The 20264-nt window shown below is 65.2% G+C and carries 16 protein-coding genes and 2 tRNA genes; 13 read left to right on the plus strand and 5 right to left on the minus strand.

The genetic code is table 11. From position 1 onward, the window contains the following. Window positions 1-13 precede the first annotated feature (13 nt). A tRNA-Tyr gene (locus AB5Y51_RS17485) sits at window positions 14-98 on the plus strand. Between the two features lie 43 nt (window positions 99-141). Then, window positions 142-226: transfer RNA gene (locus tag AB5Y51_RS17490), tRNA-Tyr, on the plus strand. Window positions 227-430: 204 nt separating this feature from the next. On the opposite strand, the gene AB5Y51_RS17495 is transcribed toward AB5Y51_RS17490, so the two are convergent. Both AB5Y51_RS17495 and AB5Y51_RS17500 read right to left on the minus strand, forming a co-directional pair. Further along, complete coding sequence (locus tag AB5Y51_RS17495) at window positions 431-4204, minus strand: translocation/assembly module TamB domain-containing protein (protein ID WP_368178827.1); 3774 nt, start codon at window positions 4202-4204, stop codon at window positions 431-433. 76 nt (window positions 4205-4280) lie between these two features. Then, entirely contained in the window at window positions 4281-6056 is a 1776-nt protein-coding gene (locus AB5Y51_RS17500; RefSeq protein WP_104452689.1) for an autotransporter assembly complex family protein, read from the minus strand. A 536-nt stretch (window positions 6057-6592) separates the two neighbouring features. On the opposite strand from AB5Y51_RS17500, the gene AB5Y51_RS17505 reads away from it, so the two are divergent. The 10 genes from AB5Y51_RS17505 (at window position 6593) to mltB (ending at window position 16185) form a co-directional block, all read left to right on the plus strand. Then, a complete protein-coding gene (locus AB5Y51_RS17505; RefSeq protein ID WP_042878109.1) occupies window positions 6593-6988 on the plus strand; it encodes a hypothetical protein in 396 nt (131 codons plus the stop codon). Between the two features lie 59 nt (window positions 6989-7047). Then, entirely contained in the window at window positions 7048-7326 is a 279-nt protein-coding gene (locus tag AB5Y51_RS17510; RefSeq protein WP_039039827.1) for a peptidylprolyl isomerase, read from the plus strand. A 127-nt stretch (window positions 7327-7453) separates the two neighbouring features. Further along, window positions 7454-8164 (plus strand): DUF1499 domain-containing protein, encoded by a 711-nt coding sequence (locus AB5Y51_RS17515; protein ID WP_368178830.1) that lies wholly within the window; start codon window positions 7454-7456, stop codon window positions 8162-8164. Beyond that, the gene (locus AB5Y51_RS17520; RefSeq protein WP_039039829.1) at window positions 8154-8729 is read left to right on the plus strand and encodes a carboxymuconolactone decarboxylase family protein; all 576 of its coding nucleotides are present in this window, start codon (window positions 8154-8156) and stop codon (window positions 8727-8729) included. Before AB5Y51_RS17515 ends, AB5Y51_RS17520 begins: the two co-directional genes overlap by 11 nt. After that, window positions 8726-10882: an FAD-dependent oxidoreductase gene (locus AB5Y51_RS17525; protein ID WP_368178832.1), complete on the plus strand. Its 2157-nt coding sequence runs from the start codon at window positions 8726-8728 to the stop codon at window positions 10880-10882. Before AB5Y51_RS17520 ends, AB5Y51_RS17525 begins: the two co-directional genes overlap by 4 nt. A gap of 19 nt (window positions 10883-10901) precedes the next feature. Next, on the plus strand, window positions 10902-12071 hold the full coding sequence (locus AB5Y51_RS17530) for an ABC transporter substrate-binding protein (protein ID WP_368178834.1): 1170 nt from the start codon (window positions 10902-10904) through the stop codon (window positions 12069-12071). A 48-nt stretch (window positions 12072-12119) separates the two neighbouring features. Beyond that, window positions 12120-13730 (plus strand): ABC transporter permease, encoded by a 1611-nt coding sequence (locus AB5Y51_RS17535; RefSeq protein ID WP_368178836.1) that lies wholly within the window; start codon window positions 12120-12122, stop codon window positions 13728-13730. A 4-nt stretch (window positions 13731-13734) separates the two neighbouring features. Further along, window positions 13735-14397 (plus strand): ATP-binding cassette domain-containing protein, encoded by a 663-nt coding sequence (locus tag AB5Y51_RS17540; protein WP_368178838.1) that lies wholly within the window; start codon window positions 13735-13737, stop codon window positions 14395-14397. Beyond that, window positions 14390-14992 (plus strand): CDP-alcohol phosphatidyltransferase family protein, encoded by a 603-nt coding sequence (locus tag AB5Y51_RS17545; protein WP_202014268.1) that lies wholly within the window; start codon window positions 14390-14392, stop codon window positions 14990-14992. Before AB5Y51_RS17540 ends, AB5Y51_RS17545 begins: the two co-directional genes overlap by 8 nt. A gap of 95 nt (window positions 14993-15087) precedes the next feature. Next, on the plus strand, window positions 15088-16185 hold the full coding sequence (gene mltB, locus AB5Y51_RS17550; protein ID WP_045525304.1) for a lytic murein transglycosylase B: 1098 nt from the start codon (window positions 15088-15090) through the stop codon (window positions 16183-16185). Window positions 16186-16230: 45 nt separating this feature from the next. On the opposite strand, the gene AB5Y51_RS17555 is transcribed toward mltB, so the two are convergent. Further along, the gene (locus AB5Y51_RS17555) at window positions 16231-16713 is read right to left on the minus strand and encodes a MarR family winged helix-turn-helix transcriptional regulator (protein WP_201924985.1); all 483 of its coding nucleotides are present in this window, start codon (window positions 16711-16713) and stop codon (window positions 16231-16233) included. A gap of 94 nt (window positions 16714-16807) precedes the next feature. Between AB5Y51_RS17555 and AB5Y51_RS17560 the strand changes: the two genes are divergently transcribed. After that, the gene (locus tag AB5Y51_RS17560) at window positions 16808-17689 is read left to right on the plus strand and encodes a DMT family transporter (RefSeq protein WP_368178840.1); all 882 of its coding nucleotides are present in this window, start codon (window positions 16808-16810) and stop codon (window positions 17687-17689) included. A gap of 74 nt (window positions 17690-17763) precedes the next feature. Here AB5Y51_RS17560 and pgm read toward each other — a convergent pair whose 3' ends face one another. Next, window positions 17764-19413 (minus strand): phosphoglucomutase (alpha-D-glucose-1,6-bisphosphate-dependent), encoded by a 1650-nt coding sequence (gene pgm / locus AB5Y51_RS17565; protein ID WP_010674109.1) that lies wholly within the window; start codon window positions 19411-19413, stop codon window positions 17764-17766. Window positions 19414-19466: 53 nt separating this feature from the next. After that, window positions 19467-19976: a replication initiation negative regulator SeqA gene (gene seqA, locus AB5Y51_RS17570; protein WP_010674108.1), complete on the minus strand. Its 510-nt coding sequence runs from the start codon at window positions 19974-19976 to the stop codon at window positions 19467-19469. Window positions 19977-20264: the final 288 nt, after the last annotated feature.

Here is a 20264-nt window from a genome sequence, read left to right on the forward strand (position 1 = left end):
GCCTCGCACTTGGGGAGGGGTTCCCGAGCGGCCAAAGGGATCAGACTGTAAATCTGACGGCTCTGCCTTCGAAGGTTCGAATCCTTCTCCCTCCACCATTCAAGTGCGTCAAGTAAGTGAAAAATCAGGAAAATACCCCGTGGAGGGGTTCCCGAGCGGCCAAAGGGATCAGACTGTAAATCTGACGGCTCTGCCTTCGAAGGTTCGAATCCTTCTCCCTCCACCATCTTTCAGAGAACCCGGCCTTGTGCCGGGTTTTCGCTTTTCTGCCTTCCACAAATCCCCTTCTTCTACAAAAAAACGGGAGGCCAAGCCTCCCGTCAATATATGCACGCTCTCACCCCGAACCTGCTGGCGACAGCTGTCATCAGCAGGTCGGGCAGAGGGGGATAAACGTCTCCCCAGGCATCTGTCTTGTCATCCGCGCCCCTTACAGGGTGAAGCGATAGAAGATATCCACCGCCTGGGCCACCCCGCTCATGGCCTGCAGATAGAGCCTTGGCATCAGCTCGTAGCGCAGCTTGAATTCGGCGATGGGGCTGAACACCCCGACCCCGTACTGGAACTGCAAGCCGGGCAGCAGGTAGGCCGACAGGGTCACCTGGGTGTCATCGCCACTGCCTGCAGTATCGAGGGCCACGTCGCTCATGCCGAGGGACTCCCCGATGCTGGAGACCACGCCGCTCGCCTGGCTCACGGCCCCCGCCACCAGCAAGCCGTTGAAGCCGCCATCCTCGCCGCTGGTCTGCAATCCCTTGCCCCGCAACAGATAGGAGAGCTGTTCGGACTGCGCCATCTGCGGCTCGGAATAGACGGTGATCTTCGGCTTGGTAGCCGGCCCCGTCACCCGCACCCCGACGGTCACGTTGTCCTCGATGGTATCCGGATCCCGATAGGTCTCGATGTTGAGATAGGGCTGATCGATGGGGCCGGAGAAGAGGATCCGCCCCTCCTTGATGATGAGGTTCTGGCCATAGGCCTTGAAGCGCCCGTCCCTGAGCTCCAGTTGCCCGTTGCCCGAGAGCGGCTTGGAGGGATCCTGGCGAATGTTGAGGGCCCCTCCCACCTTGGTCTTGAGTCCCATGGCTTCGAGGCGGACGTCGTCCCCGAGCCGGATGGCGAGCCTGATCTCCATGGGCAGCGGTGCCGCCTTGGGGACCGGCGGCAGATCGTCGTAGATGACGGTGACGTCATCGGAGACCGCTACCGCGCTGTCTGGCAGGCTCTTGACCAGGATGCGCGACCAGGGGATGTCCACCTGCCCGGTCACCCTGGTCTCCTCCCCGAGAGAGATGGCGATGTCAGGGGTCACCCTGACCCGGCCCATGCCCGGGTACTGGGCCTCCAGCTCCTTGCCCTGAATGGTGAGGCTGCCGGTCACCGGCTGCTGGGCCCAGCTCAGCCAGCCCCCCAGCACCAGGGGGCCCTTGCCCACCATCATGGAGCCGTCGAGTTCGGCCCGGTTGCCTTCTATCTTGAGGCGGGTCACCAGCTTGGAGAGGGTCACCATGTCGGAGTGGGTCTGAACCTCCCCCTCCTTCAGGTTCAGCTCGCCATACAGTAGGGGGGCAGCCAGGGTACCGTCGAAGCGGGCATCCGCCGAGATGACCCCTTGCAGGGAGCGCACTTCGGGAATGAGGGGCGCAAAGGTCGCCAGCTTCAGATCGTCAAACCTGAGTTGACCGCCGAGGTTGCCGCGGCCAGCGGGATCCCGGATCAGCAGATCGGTGTCGATGTTGCCGATCTGCTCGGAAGCGAAATCGACCCGGATGGCGGCCTGCTGGCGCTCGAAATCGATCCCGAGCTCGAGGCGCTGGTAGTCGGTCTTGAGTTCGTCGGCGACGAAGGTCCCAGGCGTGGTACGCACGGTGGCGTGCAGGGTCGGCTGGTTGCCGCGCCAGCTGGCGCGCCCGTCGGCCGACAGCACCGCCTGCCAGCGGAAATTGTCCGGCAACCAGGGGCGCAGCCGCTTGAGATCAAATTCGTTCAGGGCAAATTCCAGATTGCCCTGGGACTGGGCTATCCGGCTCCCCTTGACGCAGAGACTGGCCTTCTGGGACGCGAGGCAGAGATCCCCCATGGTCAACTGCTGTTTCGGCAGATCCAGGTCCAGAGACCAGGGGGCGGTCAGCGCCCAGCGCTTGAGGGGGGTCTTGAGCTTCAGCTCGGCAAGGGCGCCACGCCAGTGGTCACCGCGCAGGCTGCCATTCAGGCTGAGGTCTGCCGCCAGGGGATCCCCCTTCATGGTCAAGGTGAGCCCGTGACGCTCGAGATCGCCGCTCAGGTTCAGGGCGATTTGCGAGAGCTTGGTCTCCCCCTGTGCCAGGCTCGCCACCGTCACCGCCACCTCACCGGCGGGCTTCTCCCCGACCAGGGCGTTGGCCTTGAGGACGGTCTCCTTGAGGACGGTGCCCGCGTAGGCGAGTCGGCCCGACACCAGATCGGCATTCACGCGCGGCGCCTGCTGGTTGCCGGTGACGCGCACCTGGCCCTTGATGTCCCCTCCCAGACCCGGGTAGATACCCCCAAGCTTGGGCGCATCCAGATCCGCATCCAGCTTCCAGGCCTGGGTCGTGAGCGAGCCTTTGGCCTGCAGCCGGTTGGGGCCGCTTTGCAGCGCCAGGGCCGGGATGGTCCACTCCATCTTGTCGTTGCCGCTGAGCCTGCCCTGCAAGGCCAGGGGATACTGGTTGAGCTTGCCATCCACCTTGAGCTCGGGCAGGGCCAGCTGCCAGTGGCCCGCCTCATCCAGATCGAAGCGGCTGGTGATCTTGCCCGCCAGTGCCCCCTTGATCTCGGGCACCAGCTCCGCCGGGTTGATCCCCTTGAATTCGGTCGTCCCCTGCCACTGGACCCCCTTGCTCCAGGCCAGCTTGCCGTCGACCTTGAGCTCCCCCTTGAGGGCCCCCAGCAGCAGCTCGATACGGCTCAGCTGGTTGAGATCCCCCTTGCCCGAGAGCGCCACCTTGAAGGGGGGCACATCGGTCCCCTTGCCGGCGGTGTTGAGCGCAAACTGGTAACCGGAGAGCTTGCCCTTGGCGCTCAGGGTGCCCTTGTCCAGCCGATAGCTGGGCTCATCCTTGGCGGGCTTGTGCAGGGGCCAGGAGAGGCTCTTCCAGTCCAGCGCCAGATCGAAGGGCAGATCCGGGTCGAGGGCCGCAAGGGATCCTTTGAGATTGGCGCCCACCGGCCCCTTGGCCTTGAGTGCCAGCCCAAGCTTGCCCACAGAACCGTCCAGGACGAGATTGACCTGCTCCCCCTTGAGCTCCCCGTCCAGCAGCCCTTGACGCGCTTTAGCATCCAGAGTCAGGGCGAGGGGGTAATCCTCGTGCAGGCGCACCTGACCACGCAAGGCCAGATCCGCCATGGCATGGCGCAAGGAGAGCTCCCGGATGTCGATGCGCTCCTCCTCGGCGGTGGCCGACAGCAAGAGGTTGTCTAGCCCCTCCACCAGCTCACCTTGCTGATAACGGAACGCCGTGGCTTTCAGCCCCTCCAGCTGGATGGGGAAAGGCAGTCGCACCGCCGGCAGCACCATGGGCTCGGGCTTGCTTGCGGCCTGCGTCTTGTCACCGGGGGCAGCCTTGCCCTCGCCGGCCGCCAGGGTGGCGCTTTTCTCATCCGCCGGTTTGGCGCCCTTGTCACTGGCCGCCTCCACCGGGGACGGTGCCACCACCACGTTCAGGCCATCGAACACGGGGCCGCGCACGATGAGCCCGGCGCGATCCAGGGCGGCGCCAATATCCAGATCCTTGAGGGTGATCGTCACGCCGGGCACCGCCACATCGAGATCGACAACCTTGAGGCTGTCGACCTGGATTTTGAGCGGCAACGGATGCCAGACGAAGGGCTCCGACGGCTCTTCCGGCACCGGCTCGGACTCCGCCACCCGGACCACGGGGCGAGTCACCGCCAGAGTCTTGATCCAGAGCTTGCCCTGCAGGAGCTTGCCCAGATCCCAGTCCAGCACGGCCCGCTCCACGGTGACATCCACCAGCTCGTCCTGCCAGCCAACCCCTTCGAAGGTCCAGCCATACCCGAGTTGCCCCGCCACCAGCTCCCCCTTGAGGGAGGGCAGCGCGGCTCTGGCCTGTTGCCACAGCCACTTGTTGCCCTGATGGGTGAAGCCCAGCAGGCTGACGCCGATGAGCAGCAGGAAGAAGAGGCCCATGAGCCACAAGAAAATGCGTTTTACCCAGATCACGATGCAGACCCCTGCAAGGAAAGCAGCCGCAGCGGCCAGAAAAGAGAAAGAAGAGGATGTGCGCCTGGTTGCCGGGTCATAGTTCCGGCCCCAGCGCGAAGTGCAGCCGCAGCGGCTTGTCCTCCTCGGAGATGCCCACCGCCAGATCGAGCCTGACCTGACCGATGGGGGTGACCCAGCGCACCCCGACCCCGGTGCCTATCTTCCAGGCCTCGCTGTAGTCGACGGTGGCGGTCCCGGCGTCCACGAACAGGGCGCCGAGCCACTTCTCGCTGAAGCGGTAGTTGTACTCCAGGCTGCCGACGCTGGCGTAGCGCCCGCCGGTCAGCTTGCCATCGTCCCCCCGTGGCGAAATGGTCTCGTAACCGTAGCCCCGGACCGTCTGATCGCCGCCGGTGAAGAAGCGCAGGGAGGGGGGGACCAGGGAGAAATCATCCCCGACGATGGCCCCCTGTTCGGCCCGCATCAGGAAACGGTGATCTTCGCCCAGGGTGCGCAGCCACTTGCTGCGCCCCCACACCCGCATGAAGCTGATGTCGGACCCCCAATAGGGGCTCGAGAACTCCATCGTCAGTTGCTGGCGATCCCCCCAATCCGGCACCAGACCGCCGCGCACCCGCAGCCGTGACCAGGAGACACCGGGGATCAGCAGCAGGCTGTTCCCCTCGTCCTGACCCTGGACGTAGCGCTCGTTCTCCAGGCGCACAAAGACGTCTCTGTCCCAGCTCTCCGGTCGGCGTGTCCAGCGGTGCACCCCGAAGGTGGCCAGATCGGAGCGGGTGTCGTTGTTGTCGGTGTATTGATAGCCCGCCTGCAGGGAGTAGTAATCCCGCAGCGGGTTGCCCACCGGGATCTGGTAGTCGAAGCTGAGCTCCGCTTCCGGCGCCGAGATCTTGGCGGTGCTGGAGAGGCGGTGACCATAGCGGTTCACCCAGGGTTTCTCCCAGGTGGCACTCAGGCGCGGCCCCACGTCCGTGGCATAACCGATACCGGTCTCAATCTCGTGATCGACCCGGTTGGAGAGGGTCACCTGCACCGGCACCCGGTTGCCCTCGGCCTGGCTGATCAGGGGTTTGATGTCCACCTGCTTGAACAGCTTGGTGGAGGAGACATCCTGGGACATCTCCGCCAGACGGATCGCCAGATAGGGGTCGCCGCTCTTGATGTTGATGAGCGGGCGGATAAGGTGCAGTGCCTCCGGCGTCGCGTCATAGCGGATCTCGCCGAAATGGTAGCGCGGGCCAGAGCGAAACAGGATGTAGATCTCCGCCTTGCCCTGTTCCGGGAAAACCTTGACCTGGCTCTTGCTGATCTTGGCGTCAAAATAGCCGCGGGCCAGCCCCAGACTGCCGAGATCCGCCTTGATGGATTCATATTTGCCGTGGTTGAGGGGATCTCCCTCCTTCAGGGGCAGCTTGTCCAGCAGCTCGCTGTACACCTCGTCGCTCCCCGCATCCCCTTCCAGCAGGATGTCGAGGCGCGAGATGATCACGGGTTCCCCCCGCTCAATCTCGATCACCACCTTGGCGGGCGCCTTCTTGTCGCGGTTCAGGGTGATCTTGGGCTGGTAGTAGCCATAGACCTGCAGCGCCTTCTGTACGCTCTCGGTGATCTTGGCGCGGGCGGGGCGGTACTGGCGTTCCTGGTAGACGGGCAGGGCGTTGAGGTAGGCCTCGACGTTGTCTTTCTGCTCTCCCCTGACCCCCTTGATCTGGTAGGTCAACTTGGCCGCCATGGCGGGCATCGCCATCAGCCAGAGAGCGAGGGCGAGCAGCAAGAGACCGGGCCCGGGGCGACGGGATCGCCCGGATGAAGTGCTCCCGGTGAGAAAAGTAGGATAGCATCCTGTCAAACGTCAGTTTCCCCGAATAACATGATTTAAAGATTGTGTTATTTAGTACGATACCGAGACTCATCCCGGGCGAGTGCCGCTCATCCTAGCATAATCGCGACGGCGAAATCCCACGCTCGGGGCCCCTTTGCGTGCCGCTCTGCCACCCCCGGTGCGGGGATCGCTTCGGCCCAGCAAGGAGCCAGCCGGGTGTGAGGAGCCAAACTGCGCACAATCCGGGCAAGGGGCGAACAAAACGCCACCACCGACCCCGCCACGCCGGATCTCCCCTGGCGGCCTTGGGCTGGCAGCAGGGTCCGGCTCGTCGCGACAACCCTTGTCGGACACCCCGCATCCGACGGGTTTCGTCAACCCGTCCCCCTCGACTTGCTCCGTGCCCTCTTCCCCACCCTGCCTGCTATTGAACAGGAAAATAAGTTTAAATCAATCACTTGAATAGATGGCACTAAAGCTTCGTTCAATTCAATCGATTTATCCCGCTGCCCCTGCGCTCCTGCCTGTCCCACACTGATCCCAATCATCGCAGGAGAGACCCCATGCACCTACGTAGCGAACAACTGGCTGACTACATCGCCGACCGACTCGAGTTCATCACCTTCCTGGCCTGCTGCAGCGCCCTGCTGGCATTGCTGACCGGCATGAACGGCCAGCAGGCCCTCGCCTTCACCGCGCTCAATCTGCCCTTTGGCCTGGCCCTGCTGCTGGGCATGGCCCTGCTCGCCCCCCTGTCTGCCCACTGGCGCCTGCCCGGCATAGTCCTGCTGCTGGTGAGCGCAGCCCTGGCCACCCTGCAGATGGGGGGCAACTGGCTCAACCCCCTGGCCATCTGGAGCCTCTATGCCCTGCTGGGGCTGGAGATCCTCTGGCAATCCCGGGCCAGGGTCCCCCTGGCCACCGGCCCCCGGAGCCGGGTCTCGCGCCCGAGGGGCTGACGTGGAGGCGCAATTGCAGTAATCTTGCGCCCCCTTTCCCCTCGCCGAGGAGTATTCCGATGAAAAAAGCCTGTGCCCAGCACATCCTGGTCAAGACCGAGAAACAGTGTCTGGAGATCAAGGAGAAGCTCGCCAAGGGCGCCGATTTCAGCCAGATGGCCAAGCGTTTCTCCACCTGCCCTTCCGGCAAGCGTGGCGGCGATCTGGGAGAGTTCTCCAAGGGGGACATGGTCAAGTCCTTCGACGATGCCGTGTTCAAGGGGGAGCTGCTGACCGTGCTGGGGCCGGTGCGCACCAAGTTCGGCTTCCACCTCATCAAGGTGCTCTATCGCAACTGATCCAGGGCGACGAGGCCATCGGTTCTCTGAGCCGCACGCCTGGGATTGATGATCATTTACTAACGTTATCAGGCAATTAAGTTTATCCTTCTGGGCATAGTTCCATCCTGTCCCGTGGATCCCTCATATGCACAGCTCTTTGTGGTGGCCGCTGCTGACCTGGCTATTGCCCCTTTGCGGGGCCCTTGGCAGCCGCGCCCATCTCTGGCCCTGGTGGCTCGGCTTCATCCTCTGTCTCGCCAGCGCCCTCCTCAGCCTCGTGCTGCTGCTGCGCCTGCCCTGGCGTTATCGCCGCACCACCAACCTCTGGCCGGATATCTGGGGCATCACTCCCCTGCTGTTGCCCCTGCTGTTTCTCGTCCAGGCGCTGCGCTCCCCCCTCACCAACGACGTCAGCACGGATCCCTACCATCCGCCACGGCTCCAGTGGGCCGAGCAGCTCAGAAGCCCGGAGGATCTCCCGATCTCCCCCCCGCCCCTGCAACTATTTCCAGGCAACCCCGGTCCTCTCTATACCCGGGCATCCCCGGTCGAAGTGCTCGCGGAAGCAGAGGAACTGATGACGGAGCTGGGCTGGCAGGTTCATCCGGGCAGCGAGGGTATCGATGCCGTCGTCACCACCGGCTGGTTCGGGTTTCAGGATGACGTGGCCCTGCGGGTCTTTGCCGGGCCCAAAGAGACCCGTATCGACATGCGCTCCGCCTCGCGCCAGGGGCGCAGCGATCTGGGGGTCAACCGGGCACGGATCATCGATTTCCTGAATCGGTTGAACGAGCGTCTGGGCGGGGCCTACAAGCCCAAGATGGAGAAGCTCAAAGAGGAACAAGATGCGCATTGAGGTCAAACCGGACCGGGCCTACGCCTGGTTCATCCGCCCCTTCTTCTGGCTGCAGAAACGCAACTATGGTCAGGTGCTGATCCCGGGCAAGTGCTGGGGGCGCTCCCCCAGGCTGTTCGCCGCGGTCGCCACCCTCTACGGCGTCATCAACCGCAAGCGCTCCCCCATCGACCCCGTGCTGCGCTCCCTGGTGACGGTGCGGGTCTCCCAGCTCAACTGGTGTCGTTTCTGTGTCGACATCAACGCCATGACCCTCGTCAAGCGGGCAGGCTCCAGCGACAAGGTGGAGGCGCTGGCCCGGTGGCGCGACAGCCCCTTGTTCGACGAGCGGGAGCGGGCCGTGCTGGACTATGCCGAGGCCATGACCGGGCTGGATGGCGTGAGCGACGAGCAGGCCGCCCGCCTCAAGCCCTGGTTCGATGACGACGCCCTGGTGGAGCTCACCGGCCTCATCGCCTTCCAGAACATGTCCGCCAAGTTCAATGCCGCTCTCGACATCGCTCCCCAGGGGTTCTGCCAGTTGCCGGTGCAACCCGAGCGCCCCCTCGACAAGGGGCAGGGATGAACCAGGCACGCCTGCTACTGTTGCTGGCGATGGGGGCCCTGGTCGGCACCTTCTTTGCCCTCGACCTTGACCACTATCTGAGCCTCACCCAGTTGCAGGCTCATCAGGAGCGCCTGGCCCTTTGGGTCGACCGCCATGTTGTCGCAGCCAGCGTGCTGTTTCTGGTGATCTATGTGCTCACCACCGCCCTCTCCCTGCCGGGGGCGGCCCTGCTCACCCTGGCGGGCAGCGCCGTCTTCGGCATCCTGTGGGGGCTCTTGCTGGTCTCCTTTGCCAGCTCCCTCGGCGCCACCCTGGCCTTTCTCAGTGCCCGCTTCCTGCTGCGGGACTGGGTCGAGACGCGCTTTGGCGACAAGCTGGCGAGCGTTCAGGCCGGCATGCAAAAGGAGGGGGCCTTCTATCTGCTGAGCCTGCGCCTCATCCCCCTCTTCCCCTTCTTTCTGGTCAACCTGGTGATGGGGCTCACCCCCATCAGAGTCAGCACCTACTACTGGGTCAGCCAGCTCGGCATGCTGCCGGGCACCCTCGTCTACGTGCTGGCGGGAAGCGAGCTGGCTACCCTCACCAGCACAGGCAACCTCTTCTCCCCCGGCCTGCTGGCCGCCCTGACCCTGCTCGGCCTGATGCCCTGGCTGATGCGTGCCTTGCAGCGCCGTCTCGCCCTCTACCGGTTGCACGCCCCCTACCGCAAGCCGGCGCGTTTTGACTACAACCTGCTGGTGATAGGCGCCGGTGCCGGAGGTCTGGTCACCAGCTACATCGCCGCCGCGGTGAAAGCCAGAGTGGCCCTCATCGAGCAGCACAGGATGGGGGGGGATTGCCTCCATACCGGCTGCGTCCCCTCCAAGGCGCTGATCCGAAGCGCCCGCTTTGCCATTGAACAGCGCAAGGCCACAGAGCTTGGTTTTACCCCGAGCCAGAGCCGCGCCGACTTCGCCGCCGTGATGGCGCGGGTCGCCCGGGTCATCGAGGAGGTCGAACCCCACGACTCGGTGGCGCGCTATGAAGGACTTGGGGTGGAGTGCATCCAGGGGCGGGCGCGAGTCACCTCCCCCTGGGAGGTGGAGGTCAACGGCAAGCGCCTGACCAGCCGTCATATTGTGATCGCCACCGGCGCCCGCCCCCGGGTGCCCGCACTGCCGGGGCTGGACAGGGTTCCCTACCTCACCTCCGACACCCTCTGGCAGCGACTGCGCGAGCCCCCCCGCCATCTGCTGGTGCTGGGAGGAGGCCCCATCGGCTGCGAGCTGGCCCAGAGCCTGGCCCTGCTCGGTATCCCCGTCACCCTGGTGGAGCAAGGCCCTCAGCTGCTGCCCCGGGAAGATAGGGACGTCGCCGGGGCCCTGGCCGCGCAGCTGGAGCACGACGGCGTCACCCTGCACCTCGGCTGGCAGGCTACCTCGGCCGGGTATATGGACGGTAAAGGCGCCAACCTGCCCATCCGGCTGTACCTGCGCCGGGGGGACGAGACGCTGGTGGTTGAGGGGGACCAGCTGCTGCTGGCCCTTGGCCGGGAGGCCAACGTGAGCGGTTTCGGGCTGGAGGCGCTGGGGGTTGAACTGGCCCCCGGCGGCACCCTGGCCATCGACGGCTTCCTCGCCACCAACTACCCCAGCATCCTGGCGGTGGGGGACGTTGCCGGCCCCTACCAGTTCACCCATTTTGCCGCCCATCAGGCCTGGTATGCCGCCATCAACGCCCTTTTTGGCCAGTTCAGGCGCTTTCGGGCAGACTACAGGGTCATGCCGGCGGCCACCTATACCAGTCCGGAGATAGCCCGGGTCGGCCTCAACCAGAAAGAGGCTCGGGCCCGAGGCATCCCCTTCGAGTCGACCCGCTTCGAGATGGCCGAGCTGGACAGAGCCATCGCCGACGGCGAGTCAGGGGGCTTTGTCGAGGTGCTGACGGTGCCGGGTCGTGACAGGATACTCGGGGCCACCATAGTGGGTGCTCACGCTGGCGAGCGGATCGCCGAGTTTGCCCTCGCCATGCGCCACCGCCTGGGACTTGGCAAGATCCTCGCCACCGTTCACCCCTACCCCACCCTGATGGAGGGGAACAAGTACGTGGCTGGCGCCTGGCGCCGTGCCCGCCAGCCCGGGCGCCTGCTGGCGCTGCTGGCCCGTTATCACCGCTGGCGCCGCGGCGCCTGACTCTGACGAGGCAACCATCATGTTCACGACCCGACTTCGCGCCCTGCTCCGTCCCCTGATGGCCGCTGTCCCCCTGCTGCTGACCTCCTCGCTCCACGCCAATGACGCATCGTGGCAGCAGACCCTGCTGGCCGCCAGGGGGCAGACCGTCTACTTCAACGCCTGGGGGGGCAGCCCCGAGATCAACGCCTACCTGGTGTGGGCCAGGCAGGAGATCGCTCGCCAGTACCAGGTCGAGCTGGTGCAGGTGAAGGTGGATGACATCGCCCAGAGCGTGAGCCAGTTGCTGGCCGGCAAGCAGGCTGGCAAGACGTCGAACGGCCCCATCGACCTGCTCTGGGTCAACGGCGAGAACTTCAAGGCGCTCAAGGAGCAGGGGCTGCTGGGGGCCCCCTTTACCGACGAGCTGCCCAACATGGCCCTGGTGGACACCGCCCTGCCGGTGAGTGAAGACTTCACCGTGCCGGTAGAGGGGCTGGAGGCCCCCTGGGGCATAGGCCAGCTCAATCTGATGGTGGATGGCGACCAGGTAGACGCACCTCCCACCTCGGCGGCCGCCCTGCTGGCCTGGGCCAAGGCTCACCCCGGCCGCTTCACCTACCCCAAGCCTCCCCAGTTTCACGGCTCGAGCTTTCTCAAGCAGATCCTGCTGGAGCTGACACCGGATCCGGCGCCCCTCTATCGGGAGGCGACCGATGCCGACTTCCTTCGCATCACCGCCCCGCTCTGGGCCTGGCTCGACCAGCTTCACCCCGCGCTCTGGCGAAAGGGCAGGCTCTTCCCCACCGGCGCCGCCGAAACCAGGCAGTTGCTCGATGACGGCGAGCTGGCCATGGCCATCAGCTTCAACCCGGGGGAAGCCCAGAGTTCGGTGCAAAACGCCACCCTGCCCCCCACCGTCCATGCCATCGCCATGAAGAAAGGGGCGCTCACCAACAGCCATTTCCTCGCCATCCCCTTCAATGCCTCCGCCCGGGCCGGGGCCAAGGTGGTGGTCAACTTCCTGCTGAGCCCCGCCGCCCAGGCGCGCAAGAGCGACCCCGCCTTCTGGGGGGATCCCAGCGTGCTGCGCCAGGAGGCGCTGCCAGGCCAGACCCGTCCGGCATTGCGCTTCAAGGGAGTGGCAGAGCCCCACCCCAGCTGGCAGACCCGGCTGGAAGCGGCCTGGGCCGAGCGCTACGGCCACTGATCCATCATGCAGGCGCGCACCCCTCTTCTCCTCCGTTTGCCCTTTTTGATGCTGGGAGCCTTGCTGCTGGGGATCCCGCTCGCCGGGGGCCTGCTGTTGCTGGTCATCGAGGGGCTCACCCCCGCCAATCTATCCCTCTTGCTCCCCCAGCCCGGACTCTGGCACTCCGCAGGGTTGAGCCTGTGGGTGGCGGGGGCCTCCACCCTGGGGGCCCTCGGCGCCACCGTCCTGCTGCTCGCCCAGGGGGACGGGCGTCCCTGGATGCGCTGGCTGCGCCGCCTGCTCTCCCCCCTGCTGGCGCTTCCCCACGTCGCCTTTGCCATTGGCATCGCCTTTCTGATCGCTCCCTCCGGCTGGCTGCTGCGCCTCGTCGCCCCCCTGCTTGACCTCACCCATCAGCCCCCGGACTGGCAAACCCTCAAGGATCCCTGGGGCCTTGGCCTCATCGTGGTGCTCATCCTCAAGGAGACTCCCTTCCTGCTGCTGATGGCGCTGGCGGCACTGGATCCCGCCAAGGTGGCGCGCCAGCAGTGGCTGGGGGCCAGCCTCGGCTTCAGTGCCCCCCGGATCTGGTGGCGCCTGCTGCTGCCCGCCCTCTGGCCCGCCCTGCGACTGCCCCTCTACGCGGTGGCCGCCTATGGTCTGGCGGTGGTGGATCTCGCCCTGCTGCTGGGGCCGGATGCCCCGCCGTCCCTGGCGGTGCGACTCTGGCTCTGGTATCAGGATGCCGACCCCGCCTGGCGCGGCGCCAGTGCCAGTGGCGCCCTCTTGCTGCTCGCCCTCAACCTGCTGCTGCTTGGCGCCCTCAGGCTGCTGGAGCGGACCCACCTCACCCTCGGCAAGGCACGCTGGCTGGATGGGCGACGCGCCCCCGCCTCGCCCTGGCCCGCACTCATTGCCCGCATCGGCGTGTGGGGGCTGCTCCTGACCAATCTGCTGGTGCTCGCCGCCCTGCTACTCTGGTCCCTGACCCGGCGCTGGTCCTTTCCCGCCCTCTGGCCGAGTGAATGGAGCAGCCACCACTGGCTGGCTCTGCTGCCGAGCCTGGGCCCGCTGCTGTGGCAGAGTCTGTGGCTGGCCCTGCTCTGCGCCGCGCTCTCCCTGCTGCTGGCGGTGCTCTGCCTCGAGGCGTTGCCTGCACGCCGCGCCACACGCACCCTCTGGCTTGTCTGCCTCCCTCTGCTGCTGCCCCAGGCCAGCCTGCTGTTTGGATTGCGCCTTCAGACCGACGGGCTGGGATTCACTGGCATAGGCCCTGGCTGGGTACTCTGGAGCCAGTTGATCTTCGTCTTTCCATACGTCTATCTCTGCCTGCACGGCCCCTATCGCCAGTTCGACGAGCGCCTCACCCGGGTGGCCCTCACGCTCGGGGCCAGCCCCTGGGGGGCCTGGTGGCGAGTCAAGGGCCCCCTGCTCGCCCGTCCCCTGTTGTTCGCCTTCGGTGTCGGGGCGGCGGTGAGCCTGGCCCAATACCTGCCGACCCTGCTGTTCGGGGGCGGGCGGGTCGTCACCATCACCACGGAGGCGGTGGCCATCGGCAGCGGCCTCAACCGGCGGCTGGCGGGGCTCTACGGCCTGCTGCAACTGCTGCTGCCCCTTTTCATCTATGCCCTGGCGCTCTGGCTGCCGCGGCGCATCAACCCCGCCCTGAGGTCCTGACCCGATGCTGCACACTTCCGCACTCACCCTCTTCCTCGACGGAGCCCCCCTGCTGACGCTCCCCCCCCTCAGGGTGGCCCCGGGCGAGGTGCTCACCCTGATGGGACCGAGCGGCTGTGGCAAGAGCTCCCTGCTAGCAGCCCTGGCGGGAGTGCTGCCACCCGGGGGCCCCATCCGGCTGACCGGGGACATCCTGCTCGGCACACATCGCCTCACCCCGCTGCCCCCCCGGGAGAGGGGGGTCGGCATCCTGTTTCAGGATGACCTGCTGTTTGCCCACCTGACGGTGGCAGAAAATCTGATGTTCGGCATGCCGGCGCATCTCAAGGGGATGGCGGCAAGGCAGACCCGGGCCCGCGAGGCGCTGGCCGAGGTCGGGCTGGAGGCTCAGGCGGACAAGCTGCCCGGGGCGCTCTCAGGTGGCCAGAAAGCCCGCGTCAGCCTGCTGCGTGCCCTGCTGGCCGAGCCCAGGGTATTGCTGCTGGACGAGCCCTTCTCCCGCCTCGACAAGCCGCTGCGGGCGGCATTCAGAACCCTGGTGTTCGAGCGCCTGCGCACGCAGGCCATCCCCGCGCTGCTGGTGACCCACGACGAAGAGGATGCGCCGGGCACCATCTTGCAGCTGATCCCCCCAGCCATCCCAGAAGAGGAGCACCACCTTGTTTGATCGCCACCTGATCCCGGTTATCCGCCGCCCCCTCGCCGCGCTCGCCCGCCCCCTGTGCCGGGCCGGGGTGAGCGCCAACCAGGTGAGCCTCGCCGGCTTTCTCATCGGCATGCTGGCGCTGCCGCTGCTGGCCTTTGGCTGCTATCAATGGGCGTTGGCGGCGATTCTGCTCAACCGGCTGCTGGACGGGCTGGATGGCGCCGTGGCGCGGGAAATGGGCATCACCGACTGCGGCGGGTTTCTCGACATCACGCTGGATTTCATCTTCTACGCCGCCGTGGTGCTGGGCTTTGCCCTCGCCGACCCGGCCAACGCCCTGGCCGCCGCCACTCTGCTGTTCGCCTTCATGGGCACGGGATCGAGCTTTCTGGCCTTTGCCATCATGGCGGGCAAGCGGGGCATCGAGAGCCCCGTCTACCACCACAAATCCCTCTACTATCTGGGCGGGCTCACCGAGGGGAGCGAAACCATCGCCCTCTTCGTGCTCATGTGCCTCTGGCCCGCCGCCTTCGTGCCACTGGCCTACGGTTTTGCCCTGCTCTGTGCCATCACGACCCTGACCCGGATCTGGAGCGGCTACCACTCCCTGCGCTGACGGGATCCGGGGGGGACGCGCCGGCACGGAGCACTTGCGCCTGCACGCCAATGTTTTACCATGACGGCACTCTTTTTCAGGCTCACGAGAACCCTATGCGTCGCCTTGTCTGTGTCCTCTCCCTGTTTCCCCTGATCTACGGCTGCAGCAGCACGCCGGCGCCCAAGCCCGTGGTCAAACCCCAACCCAACAGCGCCTTCATCAACCAGACGCCGCCGAGCAAACCCTTCTACGGACAGGTGAGCCAGCCCGGGGTCAGCAAGGGGGACTTCGCCAATCGTTCCAACGTGGACAACTTCGTGCAGCGGATGGTGCAAAAGCACGGTTTCGACGGCGCCGAGCTGCACCGGGTACTGGCCCAGGCCGAGCGTTATGACTGGATCATCAAGCTGATGGACGCCCAGGCCCCCACCACCAGACCGCCCACCGGCCCGACCGGCGCCTGGAATCGCTACCGCGCCAAGTTCATCACCCCGGACAACGTGCAAAACGGCGTCAACTTCTGGCGTGAATACGAGAGTGAACTCAACCGGGCGCAGCAGATCTACGGGGTGCCACCCGAGATCATCGTCGGCATCATCGGGGTGGAAACCCGCTGGGGTCGGGTGATGGGCAAGACCCGCATTCTCGACGCCCTAGCGACCCTGGCATTTGACTACCCGCGCCGCGCCGACTTCTTCACCGGCGAGCTGGAAGCCTTCCTGGTGATGACCCGGGATGAGGGGATGGACCCCACCGAACCCAAGGGCTCCTATGCCGGGGCCATGGGCTACGGCCAGTTCATGCCGTCGAGTTTTCGCAACTACGCGGTGGACTTCAACGGCAACGGCCACACCAACCTGTGGGATCCGGTGGATGCCATCGGCAGCGTGGCCAACTACTTCAAGGCCCACGGCTGGGAAAAGGGGCAACCGGTGGCGGTGCGCGGTCAGGGTCAGCTGCCCGGCTACGAGCACGGCTTCCAGACCCGCTACCCGGTGGCCACCCTGCGCGGAGCCGGGCTGGCTCCCACCGGCTCCCTTGGCAATCACAAGGAGGCGAGCCTGCTGCGTCTGGATGTCGGCACCGGTTACCAGTACTGGTACGGCTTGCCGAACTTCTACGCCATCACCCGCTACAACCACAGCACCCACTACGCCATGGCGGTATGGCAGCTTGGCCTTGCCGTCAGGGATGCCAGAGGCGGCTACTGAGTCAGTCTCAATGCCAACGAAAACGGGCCCGATGGGCCCGTTTTGCTATTCGTTCTCCAACAACCAGCGCTTGAGCAGGGCTGCCAGCAGCTCCTGTTCGGCCAAGGTCAATGGGGCCAGCAGGCGGCGCTCGTTCGCCACGTGCTGTTCCACCGCATGGTCAACCAGCTCCCGCCCCGGCTCCGTCAGGCAGACCAGCAGGCTGCGCCTGTCATCGGGGGAGGCTTCACGTCTTATCAGACCACGCTGCTCCAGCTTGTCGAGCCGGGCCGTCATAGCCCCTGAACTCAGCATGGCGGACTGGTAGAGCGCGGTCGGGGTCAGCGGCTCGCCGGCCCGACGCAGGGTCGCCAGGATATCAAAATCAGACCCCAGCAGACCGCACTCCTTGAGGGTCTCGCTCACTTCGCGCCCGGCGATCGCCGCCATGCGCGCCACCCGCCCCAGCACCCCCATGGGGGTGCAGTCGAGGTCCGGGCGCTGCCGGGCCCACTGGGCCAGCAGCTGATCTACATGATCACTCTCCATTCGGGCTCCATTATCTTTACATGAAGATACTTGATAATAAACCAACTCGCGGCTAATGTATCTTTACTTAAAGATACTTTTTTGCGAGATAACCATGCCGCTGCTGATCGCCCTGCTCGCCCCCCTGCTCTGGGGCAGCACCTATGCCGTCGTCAGTCTCTACCTGACCGACTACTCCCCCTACTGGGTGGCCGTGTGGCGCGCCCTCCCCGCCGGGGTGCTGCTGCTGTTGCTCCATCCCCGCAGACCGCCTCTCGTCTGGAGCAAGCAGTTCCTGCTGGCGTTTTGCAACATCACCGCCTTCTTCGCCCTGCTGTTCGTGGCGGCGTTTCGCCTGCCCGGCGCCGTGGCGGGTACGTTGGGAGCGACGCTGCCCCTCATCCTGATGGGGCTGGCCTGGCTGCAAGACGGTGTCAGACCGACGCTCAAGTGGCTGTTGCTGGGGGTGATGGGGCTCGTCGGGGTGCTCTTGCTGCTCAATCCCTCTGCCAATCTGGATCCCGTCGGCGTGGCGTGCGCCCTGCTCGCCACCCTGCTCATCGGCCAGTCGAGCCGCTGGATGCAACGCTGGCCGGTGGACGATCTGCTGGCCCTGACCGCCTGGCAGCTGCTGCTGGGCGGCCTGATGCTGATCCCGCTGGCCTGGTGGCTGGCCGGCCCCATGCCCCTGCCCCGGGCTGACGCCACTCCCGGGCTTATCTGGCTGGTGATCCTCAATACGGCTCTGGCCTACTGGGCCTGGCTCTGGGGACTCAAACGCCATGGCCCGGAGGTGATGGGGATGCTGGCCCTCACCAACCCCATGGTGGCGGTCTCCTGCGGTGTGCTGATGGTGGGAGAAACCCTGGATGGCCGTCAGTGGCTCGGCATCGGCACCATCCTGCTCTCTCTCTTCCTGATGAAGCTGCCTGCCCGCCCCTTCCTCAAGCGCTGGCAGAACCGCAAAGCCGCCACCGGCAGCGTCGACAACGGCTGATCCGCAGTCAACCCGACACAAAAAGAAGAGGAGCCACCAGGGCTCCTCTTTCACATGGGTTGTTGCCGTAAGGGTCAGACGCCGGCCTTGGCCAGGGCGGCGGAGACGATCTGCTGGGCTTCCTGCTGGATGAGGTCCAGGTGCGCCTCCCCCTTGAAACTCTCCATGTAGATCTTGTAGATGGACTCGGTACCGGAGGGGCGCGCCGCGAACCAGCCGTTCTCGGTCACCACTTTCAGGCCGCCGATGGCGGCATCGTTGCCCGGCGCCTTGGTCAGCTTGGCGAGGATGGGCTCGCCAGCCAGGGTGGAGGCTTCCACCAGGGCCGGATCCAGCTTGGAGAGCACCGCCTTCTGGGCGCTGTTGGCCGGGGCATCGATGCGGCGGTAGCTGGAGCGGCCGAATCTGGCTTCGAGCGCATCGTAGTGGGCCTGGGGATCCTTGCCGGTCACCGCCAGGATCTCGGCCGCCAGCAGCGCCAGGATGAAGCCATCCTTGTCAGTGGTCCAGACGGTACCGTCCTTGCGCAGGAAGGAGGCACCCGCGCTCTCCTCGCCGCCAAAGCCGAACTCGCCGCTGTAGAGACCGTCCACGAACCACTTGAAGCCGACCGGCACCTCTTTGAGGGTGCGACCGATCTCGCCGGCTACCCGGTCGATCATGGAAGAGGAGACCAGCGTCTTGCCGACGGCCGCCCCCTTGGGCCAGCCGGTTCTGTGGGTGAACAGATACTGGATGGCCACCGCCAGATAGTGGTTCGGATTCATCAGGCCCGCCTTGGTGACGATGCCGTGACGATCGTAGTCAGGGTCATTGCCAAGGGCGATGTCGAACTTGTCTTTCAGGGCAATCAGGCTCGCCATGGCGAACGGGCTGGAACAGTCCATCCGGATCTTGCCGTCTTTGTCCAGGGTCATGAAGGAGAAGGTCGGGTCGACCTTGTAGTTCACCACCTCGATGTCCAGACCGTAGCGCCTGGCGATGACGTCCCAGTAGGCGACGCCGGAGCCACCCAGCGGATCCACGCCGATCTTGATGCCAGCCTGCTTGATGGCGGCCAGATCCAGCACGTTTTCGAGATCATCCACATAAGGGGTGACATAGTCGTGTTCCACCACGAACGGGCTCTTGAGGGCCTCGGCAAACGGCATCCGCTTCACGCCGGCCAGGCCCGCTTCTAGGATCGCGTTGGCGCGGTCTTCCACCCACTTGGTGATCTCGCCTTCGGCAGGACCGCCGTGGGGCGGGTTGTATTTGAAGCCACCATCTTCCGGCGGGTTGTGGGACGGGGTGATCACCACGCCGTCCGCCTGGGCCACGGGTTTGCCTGCGTTGTGACGCAGGATGGCATGGGAGATGACCGGGGTCGGCGTGAAGCCGAGGCCAGCCTGAATGCGGGTCTCGACACCGTTGGCCGCCAGCACTTCCACCGCGCTGGCGAAGGCGGATTCGGACAGCGCATGGGTATCCATGCCGACGAACAGCGGCCCCGTGATACCGGCCTGCTGGCGGTACTCCACCAGCGCCTGGGTCACCGCCAGAATGTGGGATTCGGTGAAGGCGCTGTGCAGGGCGCTGCCGCGGTGACCGGAGGTGCCGAAGGCGACCCGCTGCTCAGGGCGGCTCATGTCCGGCTTGTTGAGGTAGTAGGCGCTGACCAGACGGGGAATGTTGGTCAGATCGCAAAGACGAGCCGGCTGACCGGCGTGGGAATGCTGTGCCATGGCGTTTTCCTTGAGCTGAGCCTTGCCCGGCAAGGCCTGAAGTCATTGATGGGTTAAACGGCGCCGCACACCCGAGCCGTCAGATCCTCGTCATAACCCATGCTGTTCATGAGCTGGGCCACCATGTTCTGCTTGCGGCTGGTATTGGTATTGGTGATCACCCAGAACGGGGTCTCCGGTACCGGCTTGGGCTTGGTGGTGCTGCCACTGGCACGCAGCGCTTCCGGGTCACGGGAGAAGTAGACGCGCTTGCGCCCTTTTATCTCGGTCGCCTGGGTGAAGCCTTCCGGGTTGTCCCGATAGAGGGTGCTCAATACCAGCATGAAGCGGTTGATGGACTTCTCTTCTTTCTGCAGCTCGCCAGAATCCAGCAGTGCCTCCAGCCCCATGGCATCGGCCACGGGTTGCGGTTGCATCGCAGGCGCGGCCGCCACGGTTGCCGTGCCAGCCTGGGCGGGTTGCTCCAGCAGGCGACGCAGGATATCGGACGCACTCTCGCCGATGTGCCGGGTCTGGCTCGCGATAAAGAAGTAGAGATCGTCATCAAGCTCGATGGTTTTCATAGGGATGCGCTGGACTCGTCGAAATTCGGATGCGGCGATTATACATAGGCAGACCCGGCAGCCCAAGCAAGGGGCGGACAGATGTGCATGAATCTCCTTGAGAATACGGCATAATGACGGGCCAAGTGTGTGATCCCCCGCACTGATAGCCGATCCCGGGGCGATATTTTTGAAAAAAAACCACAAAAAAATCCCCCCATCAGGAATGAAATCCTTTTCTTTCAGTGTGTTAAAAATTATGGCGATAGAGCCCACGACCGATAAGGTGTCATTTTGCAACAATACCCA

The organism is Aeromonas sp. R7-1 (genome assembly GCF_040908115.1).
Classification (GTDB): domain Bacteria; phylum Pseudomonadota; class Gammaproteobacteria; order Enterobacterales; family Aeromonadaceae; genus Aeromonas; species Aeromonas caviae.

Bases quoted from the DNA above. Each gene is read 5' to 3' on its own strand.
- seqA (WP_010674108.1), bottom strand. From the start codon at position 19,976: ATGAAAACCATCGAGCTTGATGACGATCTCTACTTCTTTATCGCGAGC.
- pgm (WP_010674109.1), bottom strand. From the start codon at position 19,413: ATGGCACAGCATTCCCACGCCGGTCAGCCGGCTCGTCTTTGCGATCTG.
- AB5Y51_RS17520 (WP_039039829.1), top strand. From the start codon at position 8,154: ATGCGCATTGAGGTCAAACCGGACCGGGCCTACGCCTGGTTCATCCGC.
- AB5Y51_RS17515 (WP_368178830.1), top strand. From the start codon at position 7,454: ATGCACAGCTCTTTGTGGTGGCCGCTGCTGACCTGGCTATTGCCCCTT.
- mltB (WP_045525304.1), top strand. From the start codon at position 15,088: ATGCGTCGCCTTGTCTGTGTCCTCTCCCTGTTTCCCCTGATCTACGGC.
- AB5Y51_RS17540 (WP_368178838.1), top strand. From the start codon at position 13,735: ATGCTGCACACTTCCGCACTCACCCTCTTCCTCGACGGAGCCCCCCTG.
- AB5Y51_RS17525 (WP_368178832.1), top strand. From the start codon at position 8,726: ATGAACCAGGCACGCCTGCTACTGTTGCTGGCGATGGGGGCCCTGGTC.
- AB5Y51_RS17535 (WP_368178836.1), top strand. From the start codon at position 12,120: ATGCTGGGAGCCTTGCTGCTGGGGATCCCGCTCGCCGGGGGCCTGCTG.
- AB5Y51_RS17560 (WP_368178840.1), top strand. From the start codon at position 16,808: ATGCCGCTGCTGATCGCCCTGCTCGCCCCCCTGCTCTGGGGCAGCACC.
- AB5Y51_RS17555 (WP_201924985.1), bottom strand. From the start codon at position 16,713: ATGGAGAGTGATCATGTAGATCAGCTGCTGGCCCAGTGGGCCCGGCAG.
- AB5Y51_RS17530 (WP_368178834.1), top strand. From the start codon at position 10,902: ATGTTCACGACCCGACTTCGCGCCCTGCTCCGTCCCCTGATGGCCGCT.
- AB5Y51_RS17505 (WP_042878109.1), top strand. From the start codon at position 6,593: ATGCACCTACGTAGCGAACAACTGGCTGACTACATCGCCGACCGACTC.
- AB5Y51_RS17510 (WP_039039827.1), top strand. From the start codon at position 7,048: ATGAAAAAAGCCTGTGCCCAGCACATCCTGGTCAAGACCGAGAAACAG.